Source organism: Nitrobacter vulgaris (assembly GCF_031453995.1).
In the GTDB taxonomy this organism is placed as follows: Bacteria; Pseudomonadota; Alphaproteobacteria; order Rhizobiales; family Xanthobacteraceae; genus Nitrobacter; species Nitrobacter vulgaris.
On record NZ_JAVDPZ010000001.1, the window covers coordinates 141,057 to 160,709 of the forward strand.

Consider the following 19,653-nt stretch of genomic DNA (forward strand, 5'->3'; position numbering starts at 1 on the left):
TGCAAATAGATTTATTCGCGCATGATCTTTTCGCGAATCTCTGCTGATAGCCAATCCTGACGGGCTCGTCACGAGGGCGTCACGATTCACGGCCTTTCCCGCCCCCAAGCATTGCTGTAGAAGCAGCGCAAAATCTAGTGATTCAAGAGGTTCTTATGACTGCCATCGTCGACGTCATCGGCCGCGAAATTCTCGACAGCCGCGGCAATCCGACCGTCGAGGTCGATGTGGTGCTCGAAGATGGGGCGATGGGCCGGGCTGCGGTGCCGTCCGGCGCGTCTACCGGCGCTTATGAGGCGGTCGAACTGCGTGACGACGACAAGAGCCGCTATAACGGCAAGGGCGTAAGGAAAGCGGTCGACGCCGTGAATGGCGAGATTTTCGATGCGATCGGGGGCATGGATGCCGAGCAGCAGGTGCAGATCGACGAGATTCTGATCGAGCTTGATGGGACCGCGAACAAGGGGCGACTCGGCGCCAACGCGATTCTCGGCGTGTCGCTGGCGCTCGCCAGGGCAGCGGCGGACTCTTTGGACATACCGCTGTACCGCTATGTCGGCGGCGTCACGGCGCGAACGCTTCCGGTGCCGATGATGAATATCGTCAACGGCGGTGTGCACGCCGATAATCCGATCGACTTTCAGGAATTCATGATCATGCCGGTCGGCGCCAGAACGTTCTCGGACGCGCTGCGCTGCGGTGCCGAAATCTTTCACACATTGAGAGCCGAGCTGAAGAAGGCCGGTCACAACACCAACGTCGGCGACGAGGGTGGTTTTGCACCGGACCTGCCATCGGCCGGTGCGGCGCTCGATTTCATCATGGGTGCGATCGTCAAGGCTGGGTACAGGCCGGGCGATGACGTGGCGCTGGCGCTCGATCCGGCTTCGACTGAATTCTTCAAGGACGGCAAGTATGTTTACGGAGGCGAGGGCAAGACCCGTTCGATCGAGGAACAGGCAAAATATCTCGCCAAGCTGGCCTCTGACTATCCAATCGTCTCAATCGAGGACGGTATGGCCGAGGACGATTTCGAGGGCTGGAAGATCATCACCGACATGATCGGCAAGACGTGCCAACTTGTCGGCGACGACCTGTTCGTTACCAACGTGACCCGGCTCGCCGACGGCATTCGAAATGGGCGTGCCAATTCCATTCTCATTAAGGTCAACCAGATCGGCACGTTGACCGAGACGCTTGCCGCTGTCGAGATGGCGTACAAGGCCGGCTACACCGCCGTGATGTCGCACCGCTCGGGGGAGACCGAAGACTCCACCATCGCTGACCTCGCGGTCGCCACCAATTGCGGACAGATCAAGACCGGATCGCTGTCGCGTTCGGATCGTGCCGCTAAATACAATCAGCTACTTCGCATCGAGCAGCAACTTGGCTCGCAGGCGAGGTACGCGGGCCGTGCGACGCTGAAGGCGTTGGCATAGCGCGACTACCAGGCGGAAGCAGCGGCGGACGCAGGATTTCCTTCAGAACGAGGACTCGCGCAGCATCTCGCCGCTTGAAACGGCGAAGAGGCTGCTCCGCTTACTGCACTGGGGCTTCGGAGACATGATCGCGCTTGGCAGGTCGCTTGACGCGATATGTGCCCCGGCCGACGGCCTGAAGCACGGCAGCGATCGCCTTGCGGTGGAGGGCTTCACCCTTGTCGACGTCAAAATGGCTGTATTGCCCGCCTTCGTTGAGGTTAGACAGGCTACCATGGAATTGCTTGCTTGCCTCGACCGGGCGCCCCCAGGCGGTGGGCACGTAGAAATTAATGATCCGTCGGACATTAGGTGGAACCCGGTCCGGCGCCGTCGGATCGAAGTTTACGATCAGCGCGACCGGAATTCTGCGCTCGTTGAGCTTGCGTGCCAGTGAGATCGTCGTATCCGCGCCGTAGGAATGGCCCATCAGGATGATCGGTTCACGGTTTCCGGCACGAAAATTAGCGGTAATGCTGTCGGCAAGCGAGGACCAGGACGTGTAGGACACGGCTTCGGCCTTCACGCCCGCTCTCTGAAGCTTCGCGGCCAGTTCGTCCATGCCTAGCGAAAATACGTTGAACAGGCCCCGCATAAGATAAACATGACCTGGCCTGTGTGGCGCTACAGTTTGCGCGAGGGCTGAATTCGCCATGAATCCGCCTAGCGCAAACAGGATAAGACCTCCGATTCCGGCACGCAGGCCGCGGCGAGCAGACGGACAATCAGTAGCCATCAATAAGTTCCATTTTGAATCGCTTGAAGACTCTATATTTCGCCTTCGCATTCTCTCGTCAATTGTGTGTTGCTAGAAATCTTGTGTGTTGTGATTGAAACGCCACAGATGGAGTGTTTCCAGGGAAGTATTCGAGGTCGAAGTTGGGTATCGTGTTCGCAGCCCGAAAATTTGCGTCGCTCTGCTTGGCTTGAAAAGACGACGACTACGGAAGTGGCGGGATGATCGCACGGCGGCATGTCTTTCATATTGGCGGATACGATCCGATTTCGCCGGAGCAGCAGCATCGTCGCTGTGAGCGATCCCTGTCGGTGTTTCAACGCACGTGGGGCGTGAGGGCCGAAATCGTAAGCGCGATCGAGGCGACGCCGGTTAGCGCGTCTTGGGTAATCGAGGCGTCCGGACCCAACTGGAACACGCGCACGTCCTATGAAATGTTGCGATGGGACGACTTGATCCTTGAGGATCACACGCGAGGCATGTGGTCGCGCCTCGGGCAGAGTCTCGTCACGCTGGCTGATTTCATTGTGACCGGCACACTGTTTCGTTTCATGTATGCAAGCTGGAAATACGCCGGCTTCTTTCTGTTTCCGTATCTGTATGTTGCAGGGTTCGCCGCGTGCGGCGCGGGCATCGGATACGGCCTGGTTCGACTAGCGGGTGTGACCGGGTTTGCAGCAGTCCTGCTGACGGCAGCGGTGACCGTGGGCGTGACGGCAGGTTTGCTGCACCTATTAGGCTGGCGATGGCCGATCAATCATGTGTTCGACGATTGGATCTTCTCGCGAGAGTTCGTCTACGGCCAGCGGCCGCGCATGGATGCCCGGATCGATCAGTTTGCGGGGCGAATCCTCGACCGGGTCCGCAACTCCGATGTCAACGAGATCGTCATCGTCGGCCATTGCCTCGGTGCCGCGCTCGTCATGGATTCGGTCGCGCGAGCGCTCAAGCGCGATCCTGAACTTGCCCGGTGCGGTCCTTCGCTGTGCATCTTGACCGTCGGCGCCACGATTCCGAAATTCTCACTGCATTCGCACGGTGGGTGCATTCGTGAGGCCACGCAAACCGTCGCCGACGAGCGCCGAATCCGCTGGACCGAATATCATGCCCGCGATGACGCCATCAGTTTCTATCGCTTCGATCCGGTGACATTGAAGCGCGTCAGCCGCGAGCGCTCCGACGGACGTCCGAACATCCGGCGCGTGCAGTTGCACGACATGATGGACAAGGCTAGCTTCCGGCGCCACCGGTTCAACTTCATGGTGTTGCACTACAAGTTCTTGATGGGAAACAGCGTGCGCGCCAACTACGACCATTGCCTCATCGTTTGCGGTCCGCTGCCGTTCGAAGAGATCACGGTGCTCCGTGGCGGTGTTGATCGTTTCGGAGAGGACGGCTCGCTTCTGAAGCGCGCGTCATCCGAGGTGACCGCGGCCACGACCAGGCTGGCGGGCGCCGCCGTCGGCGCTGCGTAAGCGCGGCGGCGGCTGATGTCTTCGATCGCTCTAGGGCAGACGATATGGCTTATCGGCCTCGTCGCTTGGTTTATCATCCGCTATCCCTACGCCCGGCGGGCGCGGGGCACTGCGACGTTGCGGCGCGATGGTACCTGGCGAGAGCGCGCGCTTCTGGCGGCGTCTTTTGTCGGACTGTTTGCCATTCCGATGGTCAATCTCGCGACGGGATGGCCGCGCGCTTGCGCCTACGATCCGGGTTATGGTCTCGTTGTGCTCGGCGGCGTATTGTTTGCCTTCTCGCTTTGGCTGTTCCGCCGGTCACACAAGGATCTCGGTCGGCAATGGTCGGCCTCGCTCGAGGTGCGTGAGGGGCATCGGGTCGTTCGCACCGGTGTGTACCGGACGATCCGTCATCCGATGTATGCGTCGTTCTGGCTGTGGGCGATCGCGCAGGCCTGCTTGCTGCCGAACGTCGTCGCCGCCTTTAGCGGCATCGTCGCTGTGGCGGTACTGTTTTTCGCGCGTGTGCGCTTCGAGGAGCGAATGATGATCGAGATGTTCGGGGAAGACTATCGCCGCTACATGCAGCAAACACACCGTATCATTCCCGGCGTGTATTGACCGGAGGTCGAAGGCCCGGCCAAGTTCTTTGATGATTAAGTCTCTCGCAAGAGACTGCGCCCCGCAGCTTCTCCGCGTCGTCAGGTTGTAATCCAGCCGGCGTGAGTGCCGCACAACTATAGGATTTTCGATGGCATCCCAATCCAGCACCGCCGTTATCGTCGGCAGCCTTCGCAAAGAGTCATTTTCGCTGAAAATCGCCAAGGCTTTGACGACCCTCGCGCCGTCTTCGCTTCAGCTTGACGTCATCACGCTGAATGGATTGTCTTTCTACAATCAGGATCTGGAAGCGACGCCGCCGGTTGATTGGGTGAGTTTTCGTGATCGCGTCAGGAAAACTGATGCTGTCCTGTTCGTGACGCCCGAATACAATCGGTCCGTTCCCGGCGTGTTGAAAAATGCCATCGACGTCGGATCTCGTCCCTATGGGCAGAGCGTTTTCAACGGCAAGCCGGGCGGGGTTATCAGCAATTCGCCGGGTGCCATCGGCGGTTTCGGCGCCAATCATCATCTGCGCCAGTCGCTGGTTTTTCTCAACGTTCCGGTTTTGCAGCAGCCGGAAGCCTATATCGGCGGCATCGGTGATGCGTTCGATGAGAAGGGAGATCTCGTCAAGGCGTCATTGCGCGAGTTCCTCGCAGCCTATGTCAAGGCTTTCGACACCTGGGTAGCTCGGTATAGAAAATAGCAACTTGGGTGCCCCTTGGTTGTTAGCGAAGCATTAACCGGACGACCGCATCGTCGAGCCATGGTTTCGCGCTCACGACTCATATCGCTGCTCACCGGCCTTGCTCTCTATGCGATGGCGGCAATGATCGTCGGCTATTTCGGCGTTAACGCCTATATCGGCAAGTACGGGCTGAATGCGCGGCAGGAGCTCGATCAGGAGATCGTTGCGCTGACGTCCGAACTGGAGCGGCTGAAGGCGGAGCGCGCAGAGGGCGAGAAGCGGGTCGCGCTTTTAAGGTCAAGCGGAATCGACCCCGACATGCTCGATGAGCGCGTTCGTTATCAGCTCGACTACGCCAATCCGCGCGATCTGATTCAGATCATCCGTCAGAAATAGGAACGCCGTTGGGAGCGCATTGCTCGCGGTATTCTATCCTTTTCGCAAAAGGCTTTTGTCTAATTTCAAAAACCGCTGATTTTCGGTCACGGAATTTCGTGGCGTATCGAACATCGGTAAGATCACGCGCTTTCAAGGTTGCCTGACTTGGGCTAGAGAGGGTGATCCTTTCTCGCATCCGGAATTGCCATGGTCGCATCCAAGAAGAGCGTCACGCAGGTGGTAGGCAACGGCTCGACTAGCCAGCCACCCCCCTCGTTCACGCGCGAGCAAGACCTTCACGCGTTACGCGAAATGCTGCTGATCCGCCGTTTTGAGGAAAAAGCCGGTCAGCTCTACGGAATGGGTGCGATCGGCGGCTTTTGTCATCTTTACATCGGCCAGGAGGCGATCGTCGTCGGAATGCAGATGTCGCTCGAGGAGGGCGATCAGGTCATAACGGGCTATCGCGATCATGGGCACATGCTGGCCTGCGGCATGGACGCCAAGGGTGTGATGGCCGAACTGACCGGGCGGCGCGGCGGCTATTCCAAGGGCAAGGGCGGCTCCATGCACATGTTCAGCAAGGAGAAGCGTTTCTACGGCGGCCACGGCATCGTCGGCGCGCAAGTGTCGCTCGGAACTGGCCTCGCCTTCGCCAACCGTTATCGCGGCAACGATCGCGTCAGTCTCACCTATTTTGGGGATGGGGCGGCCAATCAGGGCCAGGTCTACGAGAGCTTCAATATGGCGCAGCTCTGGAAACTCCCGGTGGTCTACATCATCGAAAACAACCGTTACGCAATGGGCACGTCCGTGACGCGCTCGTCGGCGCAGACGGATTTTTCCAGGCGCGGGGTATCCTTTAACATTCCCGGCGAGCAGGTCGACGGCATGGATGTTCGGGCCGTAAAAGCGGCAGGCGACAAGGCCGTGAAATGGTGCCGCGAGGGTAACGGTCCCTACATCCTGGAAATGCAGACCTACCGTTATCGCGGTCACTCGATGTCGGATCCGGCGAAGTACCGTACGCGCGAGGAGGTCGACAAGGTTCGACACGATCAGGATCCGATCGAACAGGTCCGCAACCGGCTGCTGGCGGCCAAGCTACCTGAGGACGATCTGAAGAAGATCGACGCGGACGCGCGCGAGATAGTCAATACGGCCGCGGACTTCGCGCAAAACGATCCAGAGCCCGACGCGTCCGAGCTTTACACCGATATTTATCGCTGAGCGCGCAAGCCTTTTTCGGAGCGATCATGCCAATCCAAGTTCTGATGCCCGCGCTTTCTCCGACCATGGAGAAAGGCAACCTTGCCAAGTGGCTGAAGAGGGAGGGCGAGACGATCAAGTCTGGCGACGTCATCGCGGAGATCGAGACCGACAAGGCGACCATGGAAGTCGAGGCGACCGACGAGGGCACGCTTGGCAAGATACTCGTTCCCGAAGGAACCGCGGACGTGGCGGTGAACACCCCGATCGCCACCATTCTTGCCGATGGCGAGAGCGCGGCCGATCTGGGCAAGATCGAAGCGAAGGCTTCAAAAACATCGGCCGATTCCGTCCAGGACGCTTCGAAGGAAGTTGCGGAATCCCGTTCGCCGGTTGGCGAGGGCAAGCCGATGATCTCGGATCCGCAACGGCCTGCCGGACCGGCGATGGAGACTCCAGAGGATCCTGACATTCCTGCCGGCACCGAGATGGTGACCATGACCATCCGCGAGGCGCTACGCGACGCCATGGCTGAGGAGATGCGCCGCGACGACAACGTCTTTTTGTTGGGGGAAGAGGTCGCCGAATATCAAGGCGCCTACAAGGTGTCGCAGGGTCTCTTGCAGGAATTTGGCGCACGGCGGGTGATCGACGCGCCGATCACGGAGCACGGTTTTGCTGGCGTCGGCGTCGGCGCTGCGATGGCGGGATTGAGGCCGATCGTCGAGTTCATGACCTTCAATTTCGCGATGCAGGCGATCGACCAGATCATCAATTCGGCTGCCAAGACGCTTTACATGTCCGGCGGACAGATGGGCTGCGGAATCGTGTTCCGCGGCCCCAACGGCGCCGCGTCGCGCGTCGCGGCCCAGCACAGTCAGGACTATTCGGCGTGGTACTCGCAAATCCCGGGTCTCAAGGTGATCGCGCCGTATTCCGCCGCCGACTACAAAGGGCTTTTGAAAGCCGCGATCCGCGATCCTAATCCGGTGATCTTCCTCGAAAATGAAATCTTATATGGACACACCGGTCCGGTGCCGAAACTCGACGACTATGTGCTGCCGATCGGCAAGGCGCGGATCGCGCGTGCCGGTCAGCACGTCACGCTGGTCTCGTGGTCGAACGGTATGACCTACGCATTGAAGGCCGCGGATGAACTCGCCAAGGAGGGCATCGAGGCCGAAGTCGTCGACTTGCGCACGCTGCGCCCGATGGACACCGAAACAATCGTGGCATCGGTGCGGAAGACCGGCCGCGCGGTGACCGTGGAGGAGGGCTGGCAGCAATCTGGCGTTGGCGCCGAGATTGTCGCGCGCATCATGGAGCACGCATTCGATTATCTCGATGCGCCGGTGACGCGCGTGTCGGGCAGGGACGTGCCGATGCCATATGCGGCCAACCTCGAAAAGCTGGCGCTGCCGTCGGTGGCTGAAGTCGTCGCGGCGGCCAAGGCCGTCTGTTATCGGTGAGCGGGGTCAGTCATGCCGATTAACATCCTGATGCCCGCGCTGTCGCCGACGATGGAAAAGGGCAATCTCGCCAAGTGGCTCAAGAAGGAGGGCGACAAGGTCAGGTCTGGCGACGTCATTGCCGAGATCGAGACCGACAAGGCGACCATGGAAGTCGAGGCGGTGGACGAGGGCACCATCGCGAAAATCCTGGTGCCGGAAGGTACGCAGGACGTGCCAGTCAACAACGTGATCGCGGTGCTCGCCAGTGACGGCGAGGACGTGAAGGCCGCCGCCGGCGGTGCGTCTTCGAAAGGCGAGCCGAAGGCCGAAGCAAAAGCAGAATCCAAAGCAGACACGAAAGCTGTTAGCGGAGGTGCGACTCGAATCGCCGACCTTTCCTCCAGTGCGCCCGCGCCTAAGCTTGCATCGTCAGAAACTCAAGCGGCGCAGCGAGCGAACGGTCACGCCCGCATCTTCTCCTCGCCGTTGGCGCGGCGGCTCGCAAGCGAAGCCGGCATCGACCTGGCGCGCATCGAAGGCAGCGGCCCGCATGGACGTGTCGTCGCGCGCGACGTGGAGCAGGCGAAAGCCGGCAAGGGCTTGAAGGCGTCGGCGACCGCACCAGCAGGTGCGCCTTCAATCGCGCCTTCGATGTCGGACAAGCAAATTCTGTCGCTGTTCGAGGACGGCTCCTACGAACTCGTCCCGCATGACAACATGCGCCGCACGATCGCGCAGCGCCTGACCGCTTCGATCCAGAACGTTCCGCACTTCTATCTGACGATGGACTGCGACATCGGACGGCTGTTGTCTGCGCGCGAGGACATCAACGCGTCCGCGCCGAAGGACAAGGAGAAGAAGCCGCTCTACAAGCTCTCGGTCAACGACTTCGTCATCAAGGCGATGGCGGTGGCGTTGCAGCGCGTACCGAATGCCAACGTCAGCTGGACGGAAGGCGGTATGCTTAAACACAAGCATTCCGATGTCGGAGTCGCGGTTGCGATGCCGGGCGGCTTGATCACGCCGATTATCCGCAAGGCGGAAGCAAAATCGCTTTCTGCGATCTCGTCCGAAATGAAGGACTTCGCCGCGCGGGCGCGGGCGCGAAAGCTCAAGCCCGAGGAATATCAGGGCGGCACAACGGCGGTCTCGAATCTCGGCATGTACGGCATCAAGGATTTCACCGCCGTCATCAACCCGCCGCACGCCACGATCCTCGCGGTCGGCGCCAGCGAGGAGCGCGCAGTCGTGCGGGGCGGCAAGATCGAGGCTGCGCACATCATGAGCGTGACGCTGTCCTGCGATCACCGCGCGGTGGACGGCGCGCTCGGCGCGGAGCTGATCGGCGCGTTCAAGACACTGATCGAAAACCCCGTGATGATGATGGTGTGAGCACGCCGGCAAATTTTCGATGACCATCGGAAAATCCCTCGCGGTTGCAGCACTGATGGCATGTTTTTGCATCGGTACGACGGGTTTGGTGCGCGCTGAATTGCCACCGCAGTTCACAGTGTGGCAGAACTTTGCGGCGATCGCTGCGATGCGTGATATTCCCGAGCGACTCGGCACGGTCGATCGTATCGAGCGGATTGGCGTGGGTCGTTTCAATATTCACGGCGGCAATTGCGCGATCCTCGCCACGGTGGTGCGTGAGCCCGCGAAGAGTTCGGACGGGAGACCGGTGCCGGGACCATCGCGGATCGTTCGGGTCGATCTCGGCGAGAAGCAGTGCAAGTCGTAAATTTGACTGAGCGTGTGAAGGAAAAAAGATGCGGACCTTCCTGATGTCTCTTGGTGTGGTTCTGGTCGCGGCGTCCGTGCAAGCGGCGGACATCAAGGGCGGCAAGGATCATCCGTTGCTGCCGCGTTATGACGGCTCGGAGATCATCCGGTACAAGCAGGAAGCGTTTACCGATTATAAGCTTGTGACCGCGCCCGTTAGAGATCACGGCGGAAAGGATAGGAATCCAAATTCCGTGACCCCGCTGGAGGGTAAGTTCACGCAGATCTCCTACAAGATGCCGGAAGGCCGCGCGGCATTGGAGGTGTTCCGCAACTACGAGCAGGCGATCAAGAAAGCCGGCTTCGAGACGCTCTTCACTTGCGAGCGCGAGGCATGCGGCGGGCGAAACTTCAGCCTCGCTATCGCCGGCGACCCGCTCTACATGCTGTTCGGAGACCAGCAGGCCGACCAGCGCTACATCGCCGCGCGACTCAAGCGGGCCGAAGGCGACGTCTATGCCTCGCTCTATGTCATCATGCACCGCTCGGGCGGTGGACCGCTCAAGGACCGTGCACTGGCGCTTCTCGAAATCACCGAAGCCAAGCCAATGGAGGAACGGATGGTGGTGGTGGACTCGTCCGCCATGCAGCGTGATATCATCGCACAGGGACGTGTCGCGGTTCACGGCATCCTGTTCGACTTCGACAAAGACACCATGCGTTCCGATTCGAAACCGCAGATCGAAGAGATCGCCAAGCTCTTAAATGAGCAGCCCAATATGAAAGTGCTGATTGTCGGACATACCGATTCCAAGGGAGCGCTCGACTACAACCGCGACCTGTCGTATCGCCGCGCACGATCCATTGTTGAGACTCTTAGCCGCGACTATGGCGTCGTCGCGGCGCGTCTGACTCCACTTGGAGTCGGGATGGCTGCCCCGATGGCGACCAACCGCACCGAAGAAGGTCGTGCGCTGAACCGGCGGGTCGAGCTGGTAGACGCCACGAATTGAGGACAGAAAGCAGAAGCCATGCCTGATACCTCCTTCGACGTCGTCATCATTGGCTCCGGTCCGGGCGGTTACGTCACCGCGATCCGTGCCGCCCAGCTTGGATTCAAAACAGCAATCGTCGAGAAGCAACATCTCGGCGGCATCTGCCTGAACTGGGGCTGCATTCCGACAAAGGCGCTGCTGCGCTCCGCGGAAATCTATCACTACATGCAGCACGCCAAGGATTACGGCTTGTCGGCGGAGAAGGTCAGCTATGATCCGAAGGCTGTCGTGCAGCGCTCGCGCGGCGTGTCCAAGCGCCTTAATGAAGGCGTCGGCTTCCTGATGAAGAAGAACAAGATCACCGTGATCTGGGGCGATGCATCCATCGATGCGCCCGGAAGGATCACGGTGAAGGCCGGCAGCGCCGATGCCCCGAAGGGCGTGCTGGGTGCGGGCAGCTATCAGGCCAAGCACATCATCGTCGCGACCGGGGCGCGGCCGCGCGTGCTGCCGGGGCTGGAAGGCGACAAGAAGCTGGTCTGGACCTATTTCGAGGCGATGGTGCCCGATCGCGTGCCCAAGTCCCTGCTCGTCGTCGGCTCCGGCGCGATCGGCATCGAATTCGCCTCATTCTTCCGCACCATGGGGGCCGAGGTCACAGTTGTTGAGGTGCTGCCGCAGATCCTCCCCGTGGAGGATGCCGAGATCGCCGGCCTTGCCCGCAAGCAGTTCGAGAAGCAGGGCATCAAGATCATGACCGGCGCCAAGGTGACCAAGCTCGACAGGAAGGCGGACAGCGTCGTCGCCACCATTGACGCAGGCGATGGCAAGCCGGTTACCGCCGAGTTCGAGCGGGTGATTTCGGCGGTCGGCGTGGTCGGCAATATCGAAAATCTCGGATTGGAAAAGCTCGGCGTGAAAACTGATCGTGGCTGCATCGTGATCGACGGCTATGGCAGGACCAACGTACCTGGCATTTATGCGATCGGCGATGTCGCGGGACCGCCGATGCTGGCGCACAAGGCCGAGCATGAGGGGGTCATTTGCATCGAAACCATCAAGGGGCTGAAAACGCACCCAATGGACAAGCTGCTCATCCCGGGCTGCACATATTGTCACCCGCAAATCGCGTCTGTCGGCCTGACCGAAGCCAAGGCCAAGGAGGCGGGCAAGGACATCCGTGTCGGCCGCTTCCCGTTCGCAGGCAACGGCAAGGCCATAGCGCTAGGCGAGGATCAGGGGCTGGTGAAGGTCATCTTCGACAAGACGACTGGGCAATTGCTCGGCGCGCACATGGTCGGCGCGGAAGTCACCGAACTGATCCAGGGTTACGTGGTTGCGATGAACCTGGAGACGACCGAGCAGGAATTGATGCACACCATCTTCCCGCATCCGACGCTCTCGGAAATGATGAAGGAAGCGGTCCTCGACGCCTACGGGCGCGTGCTGAACATGTAAGAGCAATAGCGGGTTTGGACAGCAACCGCGCATGCTCGGATTTAGCCTGCTCGGACTACCGCAAAACTGGACATTGCTCGGTCAGAATCCGCGCGAGTTATTGATTGAGGGCACATACCGCGGAGCAACAGAGCCATGTTGCCCCGCGATATCGTTGTTGCCAGGTCGCAACACCAGCCGGTCATTTAACCCTACAAACAGGTGGCTCTTGCAGACGCCGCTATTTAGCCACACCCCTTCGTGAAGAATTTACCCGTCGGCTAAAAGGCTGGCGCTTTTGGTGGCTCGGACGTCCCGGAAGCGTCTTCAGAAAAAATGGCCGCTGGGAGGAGTGGGTTCGCGATGGACGTCGAGGCGGGCATCAAGGGCAGGCTGTCGAACCGTCACCTCGCGGAAGGTCAGACGTGCGTGCCCGGCCGTTCGGGTTCGTATGGCGCGCGATGGATCGTTTCGCTTAACCCTGCCGGGCTCGCGATCGTTGTTGGCCACGCCCGAATCTTACCGGCGGTCGGCCGGCCTTCTGACGTAAATTTGATTTGTGCCCGATGCCTTGACCGCGAGACCGAATGGCGGATCGGCGCGACTAATCCTACATCCGGCGAGCGCACAAAATACGCTCGGCAGTTTGGACAAATGTTTAGTGGTACCCTGACCTATTCGGGCGGGATGTTCGAGAAGTTGCGTTATGCGGATGGCTAGGAGCACAGCTTTTGCGTTGGCGTGGAGCGTGGCGTGCGTGAGCGCGTCGGCCTTTGCCTTCGATGGAACCGTGGCCGGACAGCAGGATGCCGCCGCGGCGCTTCCCGTAGCCACTGCGCCCCTCGCTGGTGGGGAGACGCTGAAAAAGGCGGTGGCCCCGAGCGCGTCGTTGACAGCCTTGCAGTATGCGGCCGAGGGTGGGCACCCGATTGCCCAGTGGCGGCTGGGGCGTATGTACGCCAACGGCGACGGCGTCACCCAGGATGATCTACGCGCTTTCCAGTACTTCAGCCGTATTGCCAATGCGCATGCCGAGGACAGCCCTTCGGCGCCGCAGGCCCCCGTTGTGGCCAATGCGTTTGTTGCGCTTGGACGCTATTACCTACAGGGGATTCCTAACTCGACCATCAAGCGCGACGCCGAGCGCGCGCGAGAGATGTTTTCCTATGCGGCCTCCTACTTCGGCAATGCCGATGCGCAATACGATCTGGCGCGGCTTTATCTGAAAGGGGTCGGAGCTCCTCACGATGTCAAGTACGGCGCCCGTTGGCTAGGCCTTGCGGCGCAAAAGGGCCAGCATCAGGCGCAGGCGATGCTCGGCAAGATGCTGTTTGTCGGCGATCAGTTACCCCGGCAGGCTGCGCGCGGGCTGATGTGGCTGACGCTGGCACGCGATGCCGCTCAGCCGGACGAGACCTGGATCACCGAGAGTTACAATAAGGCGATCGCGAAGGCTTCGGAAGACGACCGCGCCATGGCGCTGCAGATGCTGGAGCACTGGGTGCAGGGACGGCGGGACTAGCGCGGAAGTGCGGTAGCGGTCCGCCGTATAGCTCTGAAATCTCGAAAACAAAGACTGCGTCGCTAAGGCTGTCCGGCGGGGATCAGATCCAGATCGATCCAGACGGGAACATGGTCGGACGCCTTCTCCCAGCCGCGGACATGACGATCGATTCCTACTCCGCTGAGCCGGTCACTGGCTTGCGGCGACAGCAGCAGATGATCGATCCGCAATCCGTTGTTCTTCTGCCAGGCGCCGGCCTGATAATCCCAGAAGGTATATTCCCCCGCGGCATCCGACACCGCTCGTAACGCGTCGGTCAGGCCCAGCCCGAGCAACGTCTGAAACGCTTGCCGTGTTTGCGGGCGAAACAAGGCATCATCGACCCATGCGGAAGGGTTGTACACGTCACCCGCTGTAGGGATGACGTTAAAATCGCCCGCAAGTACGAAGGATTCTTCGCTTTTCAGTCGCTCTTTTGAATACTCAATAAGTCGCGATATCCATCTGAGTTTGTAAGGATATTTCTCGGTGTTCGGTGGATTTCCATTGGGCAAATAGAGACAGGCGATCCGGACGACCCCTTGCTTGAGTGAAACAACGCCTTCAAGGAATCGCGACTGCACGTCGTCGTCATCGCCGGCTAGCCGAGGCCGAGTTTCGTCGAACGGGAACTTCGATAGCAGCGCCACGCCATTAAAGGTCTTCTGACCGTGCGTCACCACATTGTAGCCGAGCGCCTCAATGGCTTCGCGCGGGAATTGTTCATCAACGCATTTGATTTCCTGGAGACAAGCGACATCGGGCGCGGTCTCCCGCAGCCAGGCGAGCAGGTGATCCAGGCGCTGCCGGACCGAATTGACGTTCCAGGTGGCTATGCGCATGAGACGGTTCCGCGTGCGATGACCGACATGATCGGGCAATCCCGCGCAAAGGTCTTCTTTCGGCGGAGGAGCGGGTCAATCCCGCGCATGACATGAAAGCCTAGATCGAAAAGCTCGTGCCGCAGCCGCAGGACGCGGTGGCGTTCGGATTGACCACCCGGAACGACGCTCCGATAAGATCGTCAACGAAATCAACTTCGGACCCGCTCAGGAACGGGACGGAGGCTGGATCGACGAGCACCACTGCGGAATCTCGCGCGATCACCAGATCATCGTCCGCTTTGGCCCGTTCGATGTCGAATTTGTATTGAAAGCCCGAGCAGCCGCCGCCTTCGACGCTGATGCGCAACATGGCGCCGTCACCCTCGGATTTCAGGATTTCCCCGATCCGCCGCGCCGCGCGCTCGCTGACGGTGATGTTGGTTTCTGTCATCCTGCGACTCCGTATGAGATGGCGGATATTGTCCAATATTTTGAATTACCCGCAAGCCATAGTTAAGTGCCCGGGCAACAGAATCAAACGATCGGAAGGGGGCAATTGGCGTGGCAGTCGGAATGGCAGCTCCCCGCGCGCCTTTTGCCAGCGAGCCCGACCGCAGCCGCGGTCGGTTGTATGACGAGCCGCCGAGCCGGACCCGCAGCGCGTTCCGGCGAGATTGCGACCGGGTGATCCATTCGACGGCGTTCCGGCGGCTGAAACACAAGACCCAGGTGTTCGTCTATCATGAGGGCGATCACTTCCGGACCCGGCTCACCCATACCCTCGAGGTGGCGCAGATCGCCCGCGCGCTGGCCCGGCAGCTCGGGCTCGATGAGGATCTGACGGAAGCGCTGGCGCTGGCGCATGATCTCGGCCATCCGCCGTTCGGCCACGCCGGCGAACGGGCGCTGGACCTCTGTCTCGGTCCGTATGGCGGTTTCGACCACAACGCGCAGACGCTGCGGATCGTAACCCTTTTGGAACACCGCTACCCGGATTTCGATGGCCTTAACCTCACCTGGGAAACGCTAGAGGGGATCGTCAAGCACAACGGTCCGCTGACGGATGCCGCGGGGAACGCCATTGGACGTTATCAGTGTCGCGGCGTTCCACTGGGTATCGTCGATTTCAACCGGACCTGCGATCTGGAGCTATGGAGCTTCGCCTCGCTCGAGGCGCAGGTTGCGGCCATTGCCGACGACATCGCCTATAACACCCATGACATCGACGATGGCTTGCGCGCCGGCTTGTTCGCTGTCGATGATCTGAAGGAAATGCCGTTAACTGACGGAATAATCGCCGATATCACACGCCGTCATCCGACGTTGGATCATGGCCGGCGCGGCGCCGAATTGGTGCGTGAGCTGATCTCCTATCTGATCATGGCCGTTTTGTCCGAGGCGGGCACGCGGCTTGCCGTTGCGCAGCCGCGGTCGGTCGATGACGTGCGGCGGCACTCTGCGCCGCTGCTTGCCTTTCCGACGGAGGCGGCGGAGGCCGAGACTCGGATCAAGGCGTTTCTCAAACAACGGATGTATCGCCATCCCCGCGTCGTGCGGGTGATGGATCAGGCCGAGACCATTGTTCGGGACCTGTTTGTGCGCTACCGCGACGATCCGGCGGCGCTGCCTGCCGAATGGCTGCCGGAGGATGGCGACAACCGCGAATTCGATGCCGAAAAGGCGCGCAGGGTCGGCAATTTCATCGCCGGGATGACCGACCGGTTCGCTATCAACGAGCACAGGCGCCTTTTTGACTCGACTCCGGAATTGCGTTAGGCGGCGCGTATTCCAGTTCCACTCAAATCGCAGAAATCATGACCAATTCCAGTCCATCGCAGCATCTTTTCGCGGATGTGCTTGCGCGCGTGCACAGGGCGTGCGCCGCGCTCGTGGAAGACGGCGCGCTGCCGGCCGGGCTTGATCTGTCGCGGATCGTGGTTGAGCCGCCGAAAGATGCCGCCCATGGTGACATGGCGACCAACGCTGCCATGGTGCTGGCGAAGGACGCCAAGGCCAAGCCGCGCGATCTTGCCGAACGGATCGTGACGAAACTGCGCGCCGATGACTTGATCGAAAACGCCGAGATCGCCGGTCCCGGTTTCATCAATCTGACCTTAAAGTTGCAAGTCTGGTCTAATGTACTGCGCGACCTGCTGCGCGAAGGCGAGGGCTATGGCCGTAGCGCGGCCGGTGCAGGTGAAAAGGTCAACGTCGAATACGTTTCCGCCAACCCAACCGGCCCCATGCATGTCGGACATTGCCGCGGTGCGGTGTTTGGCGACGCGCTGGCAAGCCTTTTGTCGTTCGCCGGCTATGACGTCACGCGCGAATACTACATCAACGATGCGGGCGCGCAGGTCGACGTGCTCGCGCGCTCGGCATTCCTGCGCTATCGCGAGGCACTCGGCGAAAACATCGGCGAAATTCCGGAAGGGCTTTACCCCGGCGACTATCTGAAGCCGGTCGGGCAGGCGCTTGCCGACGAGCACGGCGGCAAGCTGTTGAGGGCGCCGGAAGCCGAATGGCTTCCCATCGTGCGCGCCATCGCGATCGCCATGATGATGGACATGATCAAGGGCGATCTCGCCGCGCTGAACATACGGCACGAGATGTTCTTCTCGGAGCGCTCGCTGATTGAGGGCGGTATGGACCGAGTCGCCGCCACCATCGATTTTCTGCGACAGAAGGGCGACGTCTATGAGGGTCGATTGCCGCCGCCGAAGGGTGCTCCGGTAGAGGACTATGAGGATCGCGAGCAGACTCTGTTCCGCGCCACAGCCTACGGCGACGATGTCGATCGCCCGCTGAAAAAATCGGATGGCGGTTACACCTACTTCGCCTCCGATATCGCCTATCACAAGACGAAATTCGACCGCGGCTTCCTCAATATGGTCGATGTCTGGGGCGCCGATCACGGCGGCTACATCAAGCGCGTTCAGGCAGCGATCAAAGCCGTTACCGCAGGCAAGGCGACGCTCGACGTCAAGATCGTGCAGCTCGTCAAGCTGTTGCGCAACGGCGAGCCGGTGAAAATGTCAAAGCGCTCCGGCGATTTCGTCACTTTGCGCGACGTAGTCGATGAAGTCGGCTCCGACGCCGTGCGCTTCATGATGCTGTTCCGCAAGAACGATGCAGTGCTGGATTTCGACCTCGCCAAGGTGATCGAGCAGTCGAAGGACAACCCGGTGTTCTACGTACAGTACGGCCACGCTCGCGGCTTCTCGATCTTCCGCAACGCGCGGGAAGTGTTCCCGGACCTTCCTGAAACAGATGCGGCGCGGAGGGATTTCCTCGGGGCGGCGGCCATGGAACGGCTGTCTGATCCGGCGGAACTCGGATTGCTGCGGCGGCTGGCGCTTTATCCGCGAACCGTGGAAGCGGCGGCGGCGGCACACGAACCGCACCGGATCGCATTCTACCTGTATGATCTTGCAAGTGAATTTCACGCGCTTTGGACGAAAGGGCGCGATTTGCCTCATTTACGCTTCATTATCAATAATGATGCACAAATAACCAGGGCACGGTTGGCGCTGGTTCAGGGTGTTGTCGCTGTTCTGGCATCCGGACTTGCCGTTCTCGGCGTTCACGCGCCGACCGAGATGCGATAGTGGTTTAGCCATCATGAAGGGGATCGTGATGGGCTTGATTGGCAGCTGTTTCGTTTAGAACGAGCGAGTTGGCGCCTTTCCGAAAGGGACGCGACATCACAATGGCTCATCGATATCAGGACAGACCTTTCCCGGAGGACGATGATTACGGGCGCGACGATCGGGGCGCGACAACTCCCCCCGAGCCGGATCCGCTTGCGGAACTTGCGCGTCTGATTGGTCAGACTGATCCCTTCGGCGATGTCAAACGAGTAGCACCGGTGGCTCCGGTGGATGATCCCGTAGATCATTTTGAGCCGCAGCCCACCGCAGAGGATGAGGTTCCAGCCAGTCCGCCGCAGTGGATTCAGAGGCGAATGGCCCAACCTGATCCTTCGCCGGAGCAGTTCGAATCCCCGCCGCATCCGGTTCTGCGGCGCGCGGCGGTTTATCCCGACAATCAGCATCAGCCGCCTGAGCCAGAGTCATATTATCAGGCTGACCGTTATGACGACGTGCTGTACGGGAGGCGGCCGGACGAGCAGCCGGCGTATGCGTATGGGGATCATGTTCCACGCGACGCGTATGAAGGCCAGTTTCCGCGCGAGACCTATACGGAAGCGCCATTCGGCTACGAGAACGGTTATGAGGAAGTTGATCCGGCGCCCGGGCGTCGCGGCAAAATGGCAACCGTGGTCGCGGTTTTAGTGCTCGCCGTGGTCGGTACTGGTGCGGCGTATGCTTATCGCACCTTTGTTGGAAATGCCCCGAAAGGTGAGCCGCCGGTCATAAGGGCCAACACCGAACCGAACAAGATTGTGCCTCAGCAGGCCACTTCCGGGGATGCCGTTGGCAAGTTGCTTCAGGACCGAATGTCCTCGGAGAACGGTACCGAGCAGATGGTGTCTCGCGAAGAGCAGCCAGTCAACGTTAAGGATGCCGTTAACGCCGGCCCGCGTGTTGTATTCCCGCCGTTGAACCAGAACGGCCATCCGCCGTCCGCAGCAAGCGTGGCTCCGAACATCAAGCCTCCCGCGACGGCGGCAAACGGAACAGTTGCTGGCGATGAACCACACAGGGTCAGGACCCTGACGGTCCGTGGTGATCCGGCCGATCTAACGGCGGCGGCCGTTGCGCGGCCTGAGTCCTCCGAATCTCGGCATACGACTCCCACGGGTCCTGCATCCGGGGCAAATGCGCCTCAGTCGGTGTCACCACAGGCTGCCGAACCGCGCACCCGAATAGCTTCGACCAATCCGACCCAGCAGGCGCCGATCGTCGGCAGTACTGGGGGTTATTTGGTGCAGGTTTCCTCTCAGCGTAACGAGGCGGACGCGCGAGCGTCGTTCCGGCACCTGCAGGGTAAATTTCCGGTGCTGGGATCGCGCGCTCCTTTAATCAAACGCGCAGACCTTGGCGCCAAGGGTGTCTACTATCGTGCGATGGTCGGTCCGTTCGGTTCCTCCGAGGAGGCCTCGCGTTTCTGCGGAAGCCTCAAATCGGCCGGCGGACAGTGCGTCGTCCAAAGGAATTAACGGCCGATTC

General features: G+C 60.4%; 19 protein-coding genes. 16 read left to right on the forward strand and 3 right to left on the reverse strand.

Translation table 11 applies throughout. The features are described 5' to 3' along the window. Window positions 1–155 precede the first annotated feature (155 nt). The gene (eno, locus tag GGQ85_RS00665) at window positions 156–1,439 is read left to right on the forward strand and encodes a phosphopyruvate hydratase (protein WP_309772740.1); all 1,284 of its coding nucleotides are present in this window, start codon (window positions 156–158) and stop codon (window positions 1,437–1,439) included. A gap of 100 nt (window positions 1,440–1,539) precedes the next feature. On the opposite strand, the gene GGQ85_RS00670 is transcribed toward eno, so the two are convergent. Then, entirely contained in the window at window positions 1,540–2,133 is a 594-nt protein-coding gene (locus GGQ85_RS00670) for a thioesterase domain-containing protein (RefSeq protein WP_309772742.1), read from the reverse strand. A 302-nt stretch (window positions 2,134–2,435) separates the two neighbouring features. On the opposite strand from GGQ85_RS00670, the gene GGQ85_RS00675 reads away from it, so the two are divergent. The 12 genes from GGQ85_RS00675 (at window position 2,436) to GGQ85_RS00730 (ending at window position 13,676) form a co-directional block, all read left to right on the forward strand. Beyond that, window positions 2,436–3,689 (forward strand): hypothetical protein, encoded by a 1,254-nt coding sequence (locus tag GGQ85_RS00675; protein ID WP_309772743.1) that lies wholly within the window; start codon window positions 2,436–2,438, stop codon window positions 3,687–3,689. 15 nt (window positions 3,690–3,704) lie between these two features. After that, window positions 3,705–4,292: a protein-S-isoprenylcysteine O-methyltransferase gene (locus tag GGQ85_RS00680; RefSeq protein WP_079446984.1), complete on the forward strand. Its 588-nt coding sequence runs from the start codon at window positions 3,705–3,707 to the stop codon at window positions 4,290–4,292. Window positions 4,293–4,422: 130 nt separating this feature from the next. Further along, window positions 4,423–4,980 carry an NADPH-dependent FMN reductase gene (locus GGQ85_RS00685; RefSeq protein ID WP_309772746.1) on the forward strand — a complete coding sequence of 186 codons (558 nt, stop codon included), beginning with the start codon at window positions 4,423–4,425 and terminating at the stop codon, window positions 4,978–4,980. Between the two features lie 60 nt (window positions 4,981–5,040). Then, window positions 5,041–5,358 carry an FtsB family cell division protein gene (locus tag GGQ85_RS00690; protein ID WP_079446982.1) on the forward strand — a complete coding sequence of 106 codons (318 nt, stop codon included), beginning with the start codon at window positions 5,041–5,043 and terminating at the stop codon, window positions 5,356–5,358. 189 nt (window positions 5,359–5,547) lie between these two features. Then, window positions 5,548–6,570 (forward strand): pyruvate dehydrogenase (acetyl-transferring) E1 component subunit alpha, encoded by a 1,023-nt coding sequence (gene pdhA / locus GGQ85_RS00695; RefSeq protein ID WP_079446981.1) that lies wholly within the window; start codon window positions 5,548–5,550, stop codon window positions 6,568–6,570. Between the two features lie 26 nt (window positions 6,571–6,596). Then, a complete protein-coding gene (locus tag GGQ85_RS00700) occupies window positions 6,597–8,018 on the forward strand; it encodes a pyruvate dehydrogenase complex E1 component subunit beta (protein ID WP_309772749.1) in 1,422 nt (473 codons plus the stop codon). A gap of 12 nt (window positions 8,019–8,030) precedes the next feature. Beyond that, window positions 8,031–9,392, forward strand: a complete 1,362-nt coding sequence (locus GGQ85_RS00705) for a pyruvate dehydrogenase complex dihydrolipoamide acetyltransferase (protein ID WP_309772751.1) — start codon at window positions 8,031–8,033, stop codon at window positions 9,390–9,392. A 19-nt stretch (window positions 9,393–9,411) separates the two neighbouring features. Then, window positions 9,412–9,741 (forward strand): hypothetical protein, encoded by a 330-nt coding sequence (locus GGQ85_RS00710; RefSeq protein WP_309772752.1) that lies wholly within the window; start codon window positions 9,412–9,414, stop codon window positions 9,739–9,741. A gap of 28 nt (window positions 9,742–9,769) precedes the next feature. Then, the gene (locus GGQ85_RS00715; protein WP_309772754.1) at window positions 9,770–10,735 is read left to right on the forward strand and encodes an OmpA family protein; all 966 of its coding nucleotides are present in this window, start codon (window positions 9,770–9,772) and stop codon (window positions 10,733–10,735) included. Window positions 10,736–10,753: 18 nt separating this feature from the next. Further along, complete coding sequence (gene lpdA, locus GGQ85_RS00720; RefSeq protein WP_309772756.1) at window positions 10,754–12,175, forward strand: dihydrolipoyl dehydrogenase; 1,422 nt, start codon at window positions 10,754–10,756, stop codon at window positions 12,173–12,175. 342 nt (window positions 12,176–12,517) lie between these two features. Beyond that, window positions 12,518–12,874, forward strand: a complete 357-nt coding sequence (locus GGQ85_RS00725) for a hypothetical protein (RefSeq protein ID WP_309772757.1) — start codon at window positions 12,518–12,520, stop codon at window positions 12,872–12,874. Further along, complete coding sequence (locus GGQ85_RS00730; protein ID WP_374708829.1) at window positions 12,861–13,676, forward strand: tetratricopeptide repeat protein; 816 nt, start codon at window positions 12,861–12,863, stop codon at window positions 13,674–13,676. Before GGQ85_RS00725 ends, GGQ85_RS00730 begins: the two co-directional genes overlap by 14 nt. Before the next feature lie 62 nt (window positions 13,677–13,738). Here the strand turns inward: GGQ85_RS00730 and xth are convergent, their stop codons facing one another. Together xth and erpA are read right to left on the reverse strand one after the other, a co-directional pair. Then, window positions 13,739–14,539, reverse strand: coding sequence for an exodeoxyribonuclease III (gene xth, locus GGQ85_RS00735; protein ID WP_309772761.1), 801 nt, complete (start codon window positions 14,537–14,539; stop codon window positions 13,739–13,741). A gap of 100 nt (window positions 14,540–14,639) precedes the next feature. Continuing rightward, the gene (gene erpA / locus GGQ85_RS00740) at window positions 14,640–14,972 is read right to left on the reverse strand and encodes an iron-sulfur cluster insertion protein ErpA (protein ID WP_309772763.1); all 333 of its coding nucleotides are present in this window, start codon (window positions 14,970–14,972) and stop codon (window positions 14,640–14,642) included. Window positions 14,973–15,082: 110 nt separating this feature from the next. On the opposite strand from erpA, the gene GGQ85_RS00745 reads away from it, so the two are divergent. The 3 genes from GGQ85_RS00745 to GGQ85_RS00755 all read left to right on the forward strand — a co-directional run bounded on the left by GGQ85_RS00745 (window position 15,083) and on the right by GGQ85_RS00755 (window position 19,643). Beyond that, the gene (locus tag GGQ85_RS00745; protein ID WP_309772765.1) at window positions 15,083–16,297 is read left to right on the forward strand and encodes a deoxyguanosinetriphosphate triphosphohydrolase; all 1,215 of its coding nucleotides are present in this window, start codon (window positions 15,083–15,085) and stop codon (window positions 16,295–16,297) included. Window positions 16,298–16,335: 38 nt separating this feature from the next. Beyond that, a complete protein-coding gene (gene argS, locus GGQ85_RS00750) occupies window positions 16,336–18,129 on the forward strand; it encodes an arginine--tRNA ligase (protein WP_309772767.1) in 1,794 nt (597 codons plus the stop codon). A 101-nt stretch (window positions 18,130–18,230) separates the two neighbouring features. Further along, window positions 18,231–19,643 (forward strand): SPOR domain-containing protein, encoded by a 1,413-nt coding sequence (locus GGQ85_RS00755; RefSeq protein ID WP_309772769.1) that lies wholly within the window; start codon window positions 18,231–18,233, stop codon window positions 19,641–19,643. The last annotated feature ends 10 nt before the right edge of the window (window positions 19,644–19,653 follow it).

Coding starts and splice junctions, on each gene's coding strand:
- eno (WP_309772740.1), top strand. CDS start 156: ATGACTGCCATCGTCGACGTCATCGGCCGCGAAATTCTCGACAGCCGC.
- GGQ85_RS00670 (WP_309772742.1), bottom strand. CDS start 2,133: ATGGCGAATTCAGCCCTCGCGCAAACTGTAGCGCCACACAGGCCAGGT.
- GGQ85_RS00675 (WP_309772743.1), top strand. CDS start 2,436: ATGATCGCACGGCGGCATGTCTTTCATATTGGCGGATACGATCCGATT.
- GGQ85_RS00680 (WP_079446984.1), top strand. CDS start 3,705: ATGTCTTCGATCGCTCTAGGGCAGACGATATGGCTTATCGGCCTCGTC.
- GGQ85_RS00685 (WP_309772746.1), top strand. CDS start 4,423: ATGGCATCCCAATCCAGCACCGCCGTTATCGTCGGCAGCCTTCGCAAA.
- GGQ85_RS00690 (WP_079446982.1), top strand. CDS start 5,041: ATGGTTTCGCGCTCACGACTCATATCGCTGCTCACCGGCCTTGCTCTC.
- pdhA (WP_079446981.1), top strand. CDS start 5,548: ATGGTCGCATCCAAGAAGAGCGTCACGCAGGTGGTAGGCAACGGCTCG.
- GGQ85_RS00700 (WP_309772749.1), top strand. CDS start 6,597: ATGCCAATCCAAGTTCTGATGCCCGCGCTTTCTCCGACCATGGAGAAA.
- GGQ85_RS00705 (WP_309772751.1), top strand. CDS start 8,031: ATGCCGATTAACATCCTGATGCCCGCGCTGTCGCCGACGATGGAAAAG.
- GGQ85_RS00710 (WP_309772752.1), top strand. CDS start 9,412: ATGACCATCGGAAAATCCCTCGCGGTTGCAGCACTGATGGCATGTTTT.
- GGQ85_RS00715 (WP_309772754.1), top strand. CDS start 9,770: ATGCGGACCTTCCTGATGTCTCTTGGTGTGGTTCTGGTCGCGGCGTCC.
- lpdA (WP_309772756.1), top strand. CDS start 10,754: ATGCCTGATACCTCCTTCGACGTCGTCATCATTGGCTCCGGTCCGGGC.
- GGQ85_RS00725 (WP_309772757.1), top strand. CDS start 12,518: ATGGACGTCGAGGCGGGCATCAAGGGCAGGCTGTCGAACCGTCACCTC.
- GGQ85_RS00730 (WP_374708829.1), top strand. CDS start 12,861: ATGCGGATGGCTAGGAGCACAGCTTTTGCGTTGGCGTGGAGCGTGGCG.
- xth (WP_309772761.1), bottom strand. CDS start 14,539: ATGCGCATAGCCACCTGGAACGTCAATTCGGTCCGGCAGCGCCTGGAT.
- erpA (WP_309772763.1), bottom strand. CDS start 14,972: ATGACAGAAACCAACATCACCGTCAGCGAGCGCGCGGCGCGGCGGATC.
- argS (WP_309772767.1), top strand. CDS start 16,336: ATGACCAATTCCAGTCCATCGCAGCATCTTTTCGCGGATGTGCTTGCG.
- GGQ85_RS00755 (WP_309772769.1), top strand. CDS start 18,231: ATGGCTCATCGATATCAGGACAGACCTTTCCCGGAGGACGATGATTAC.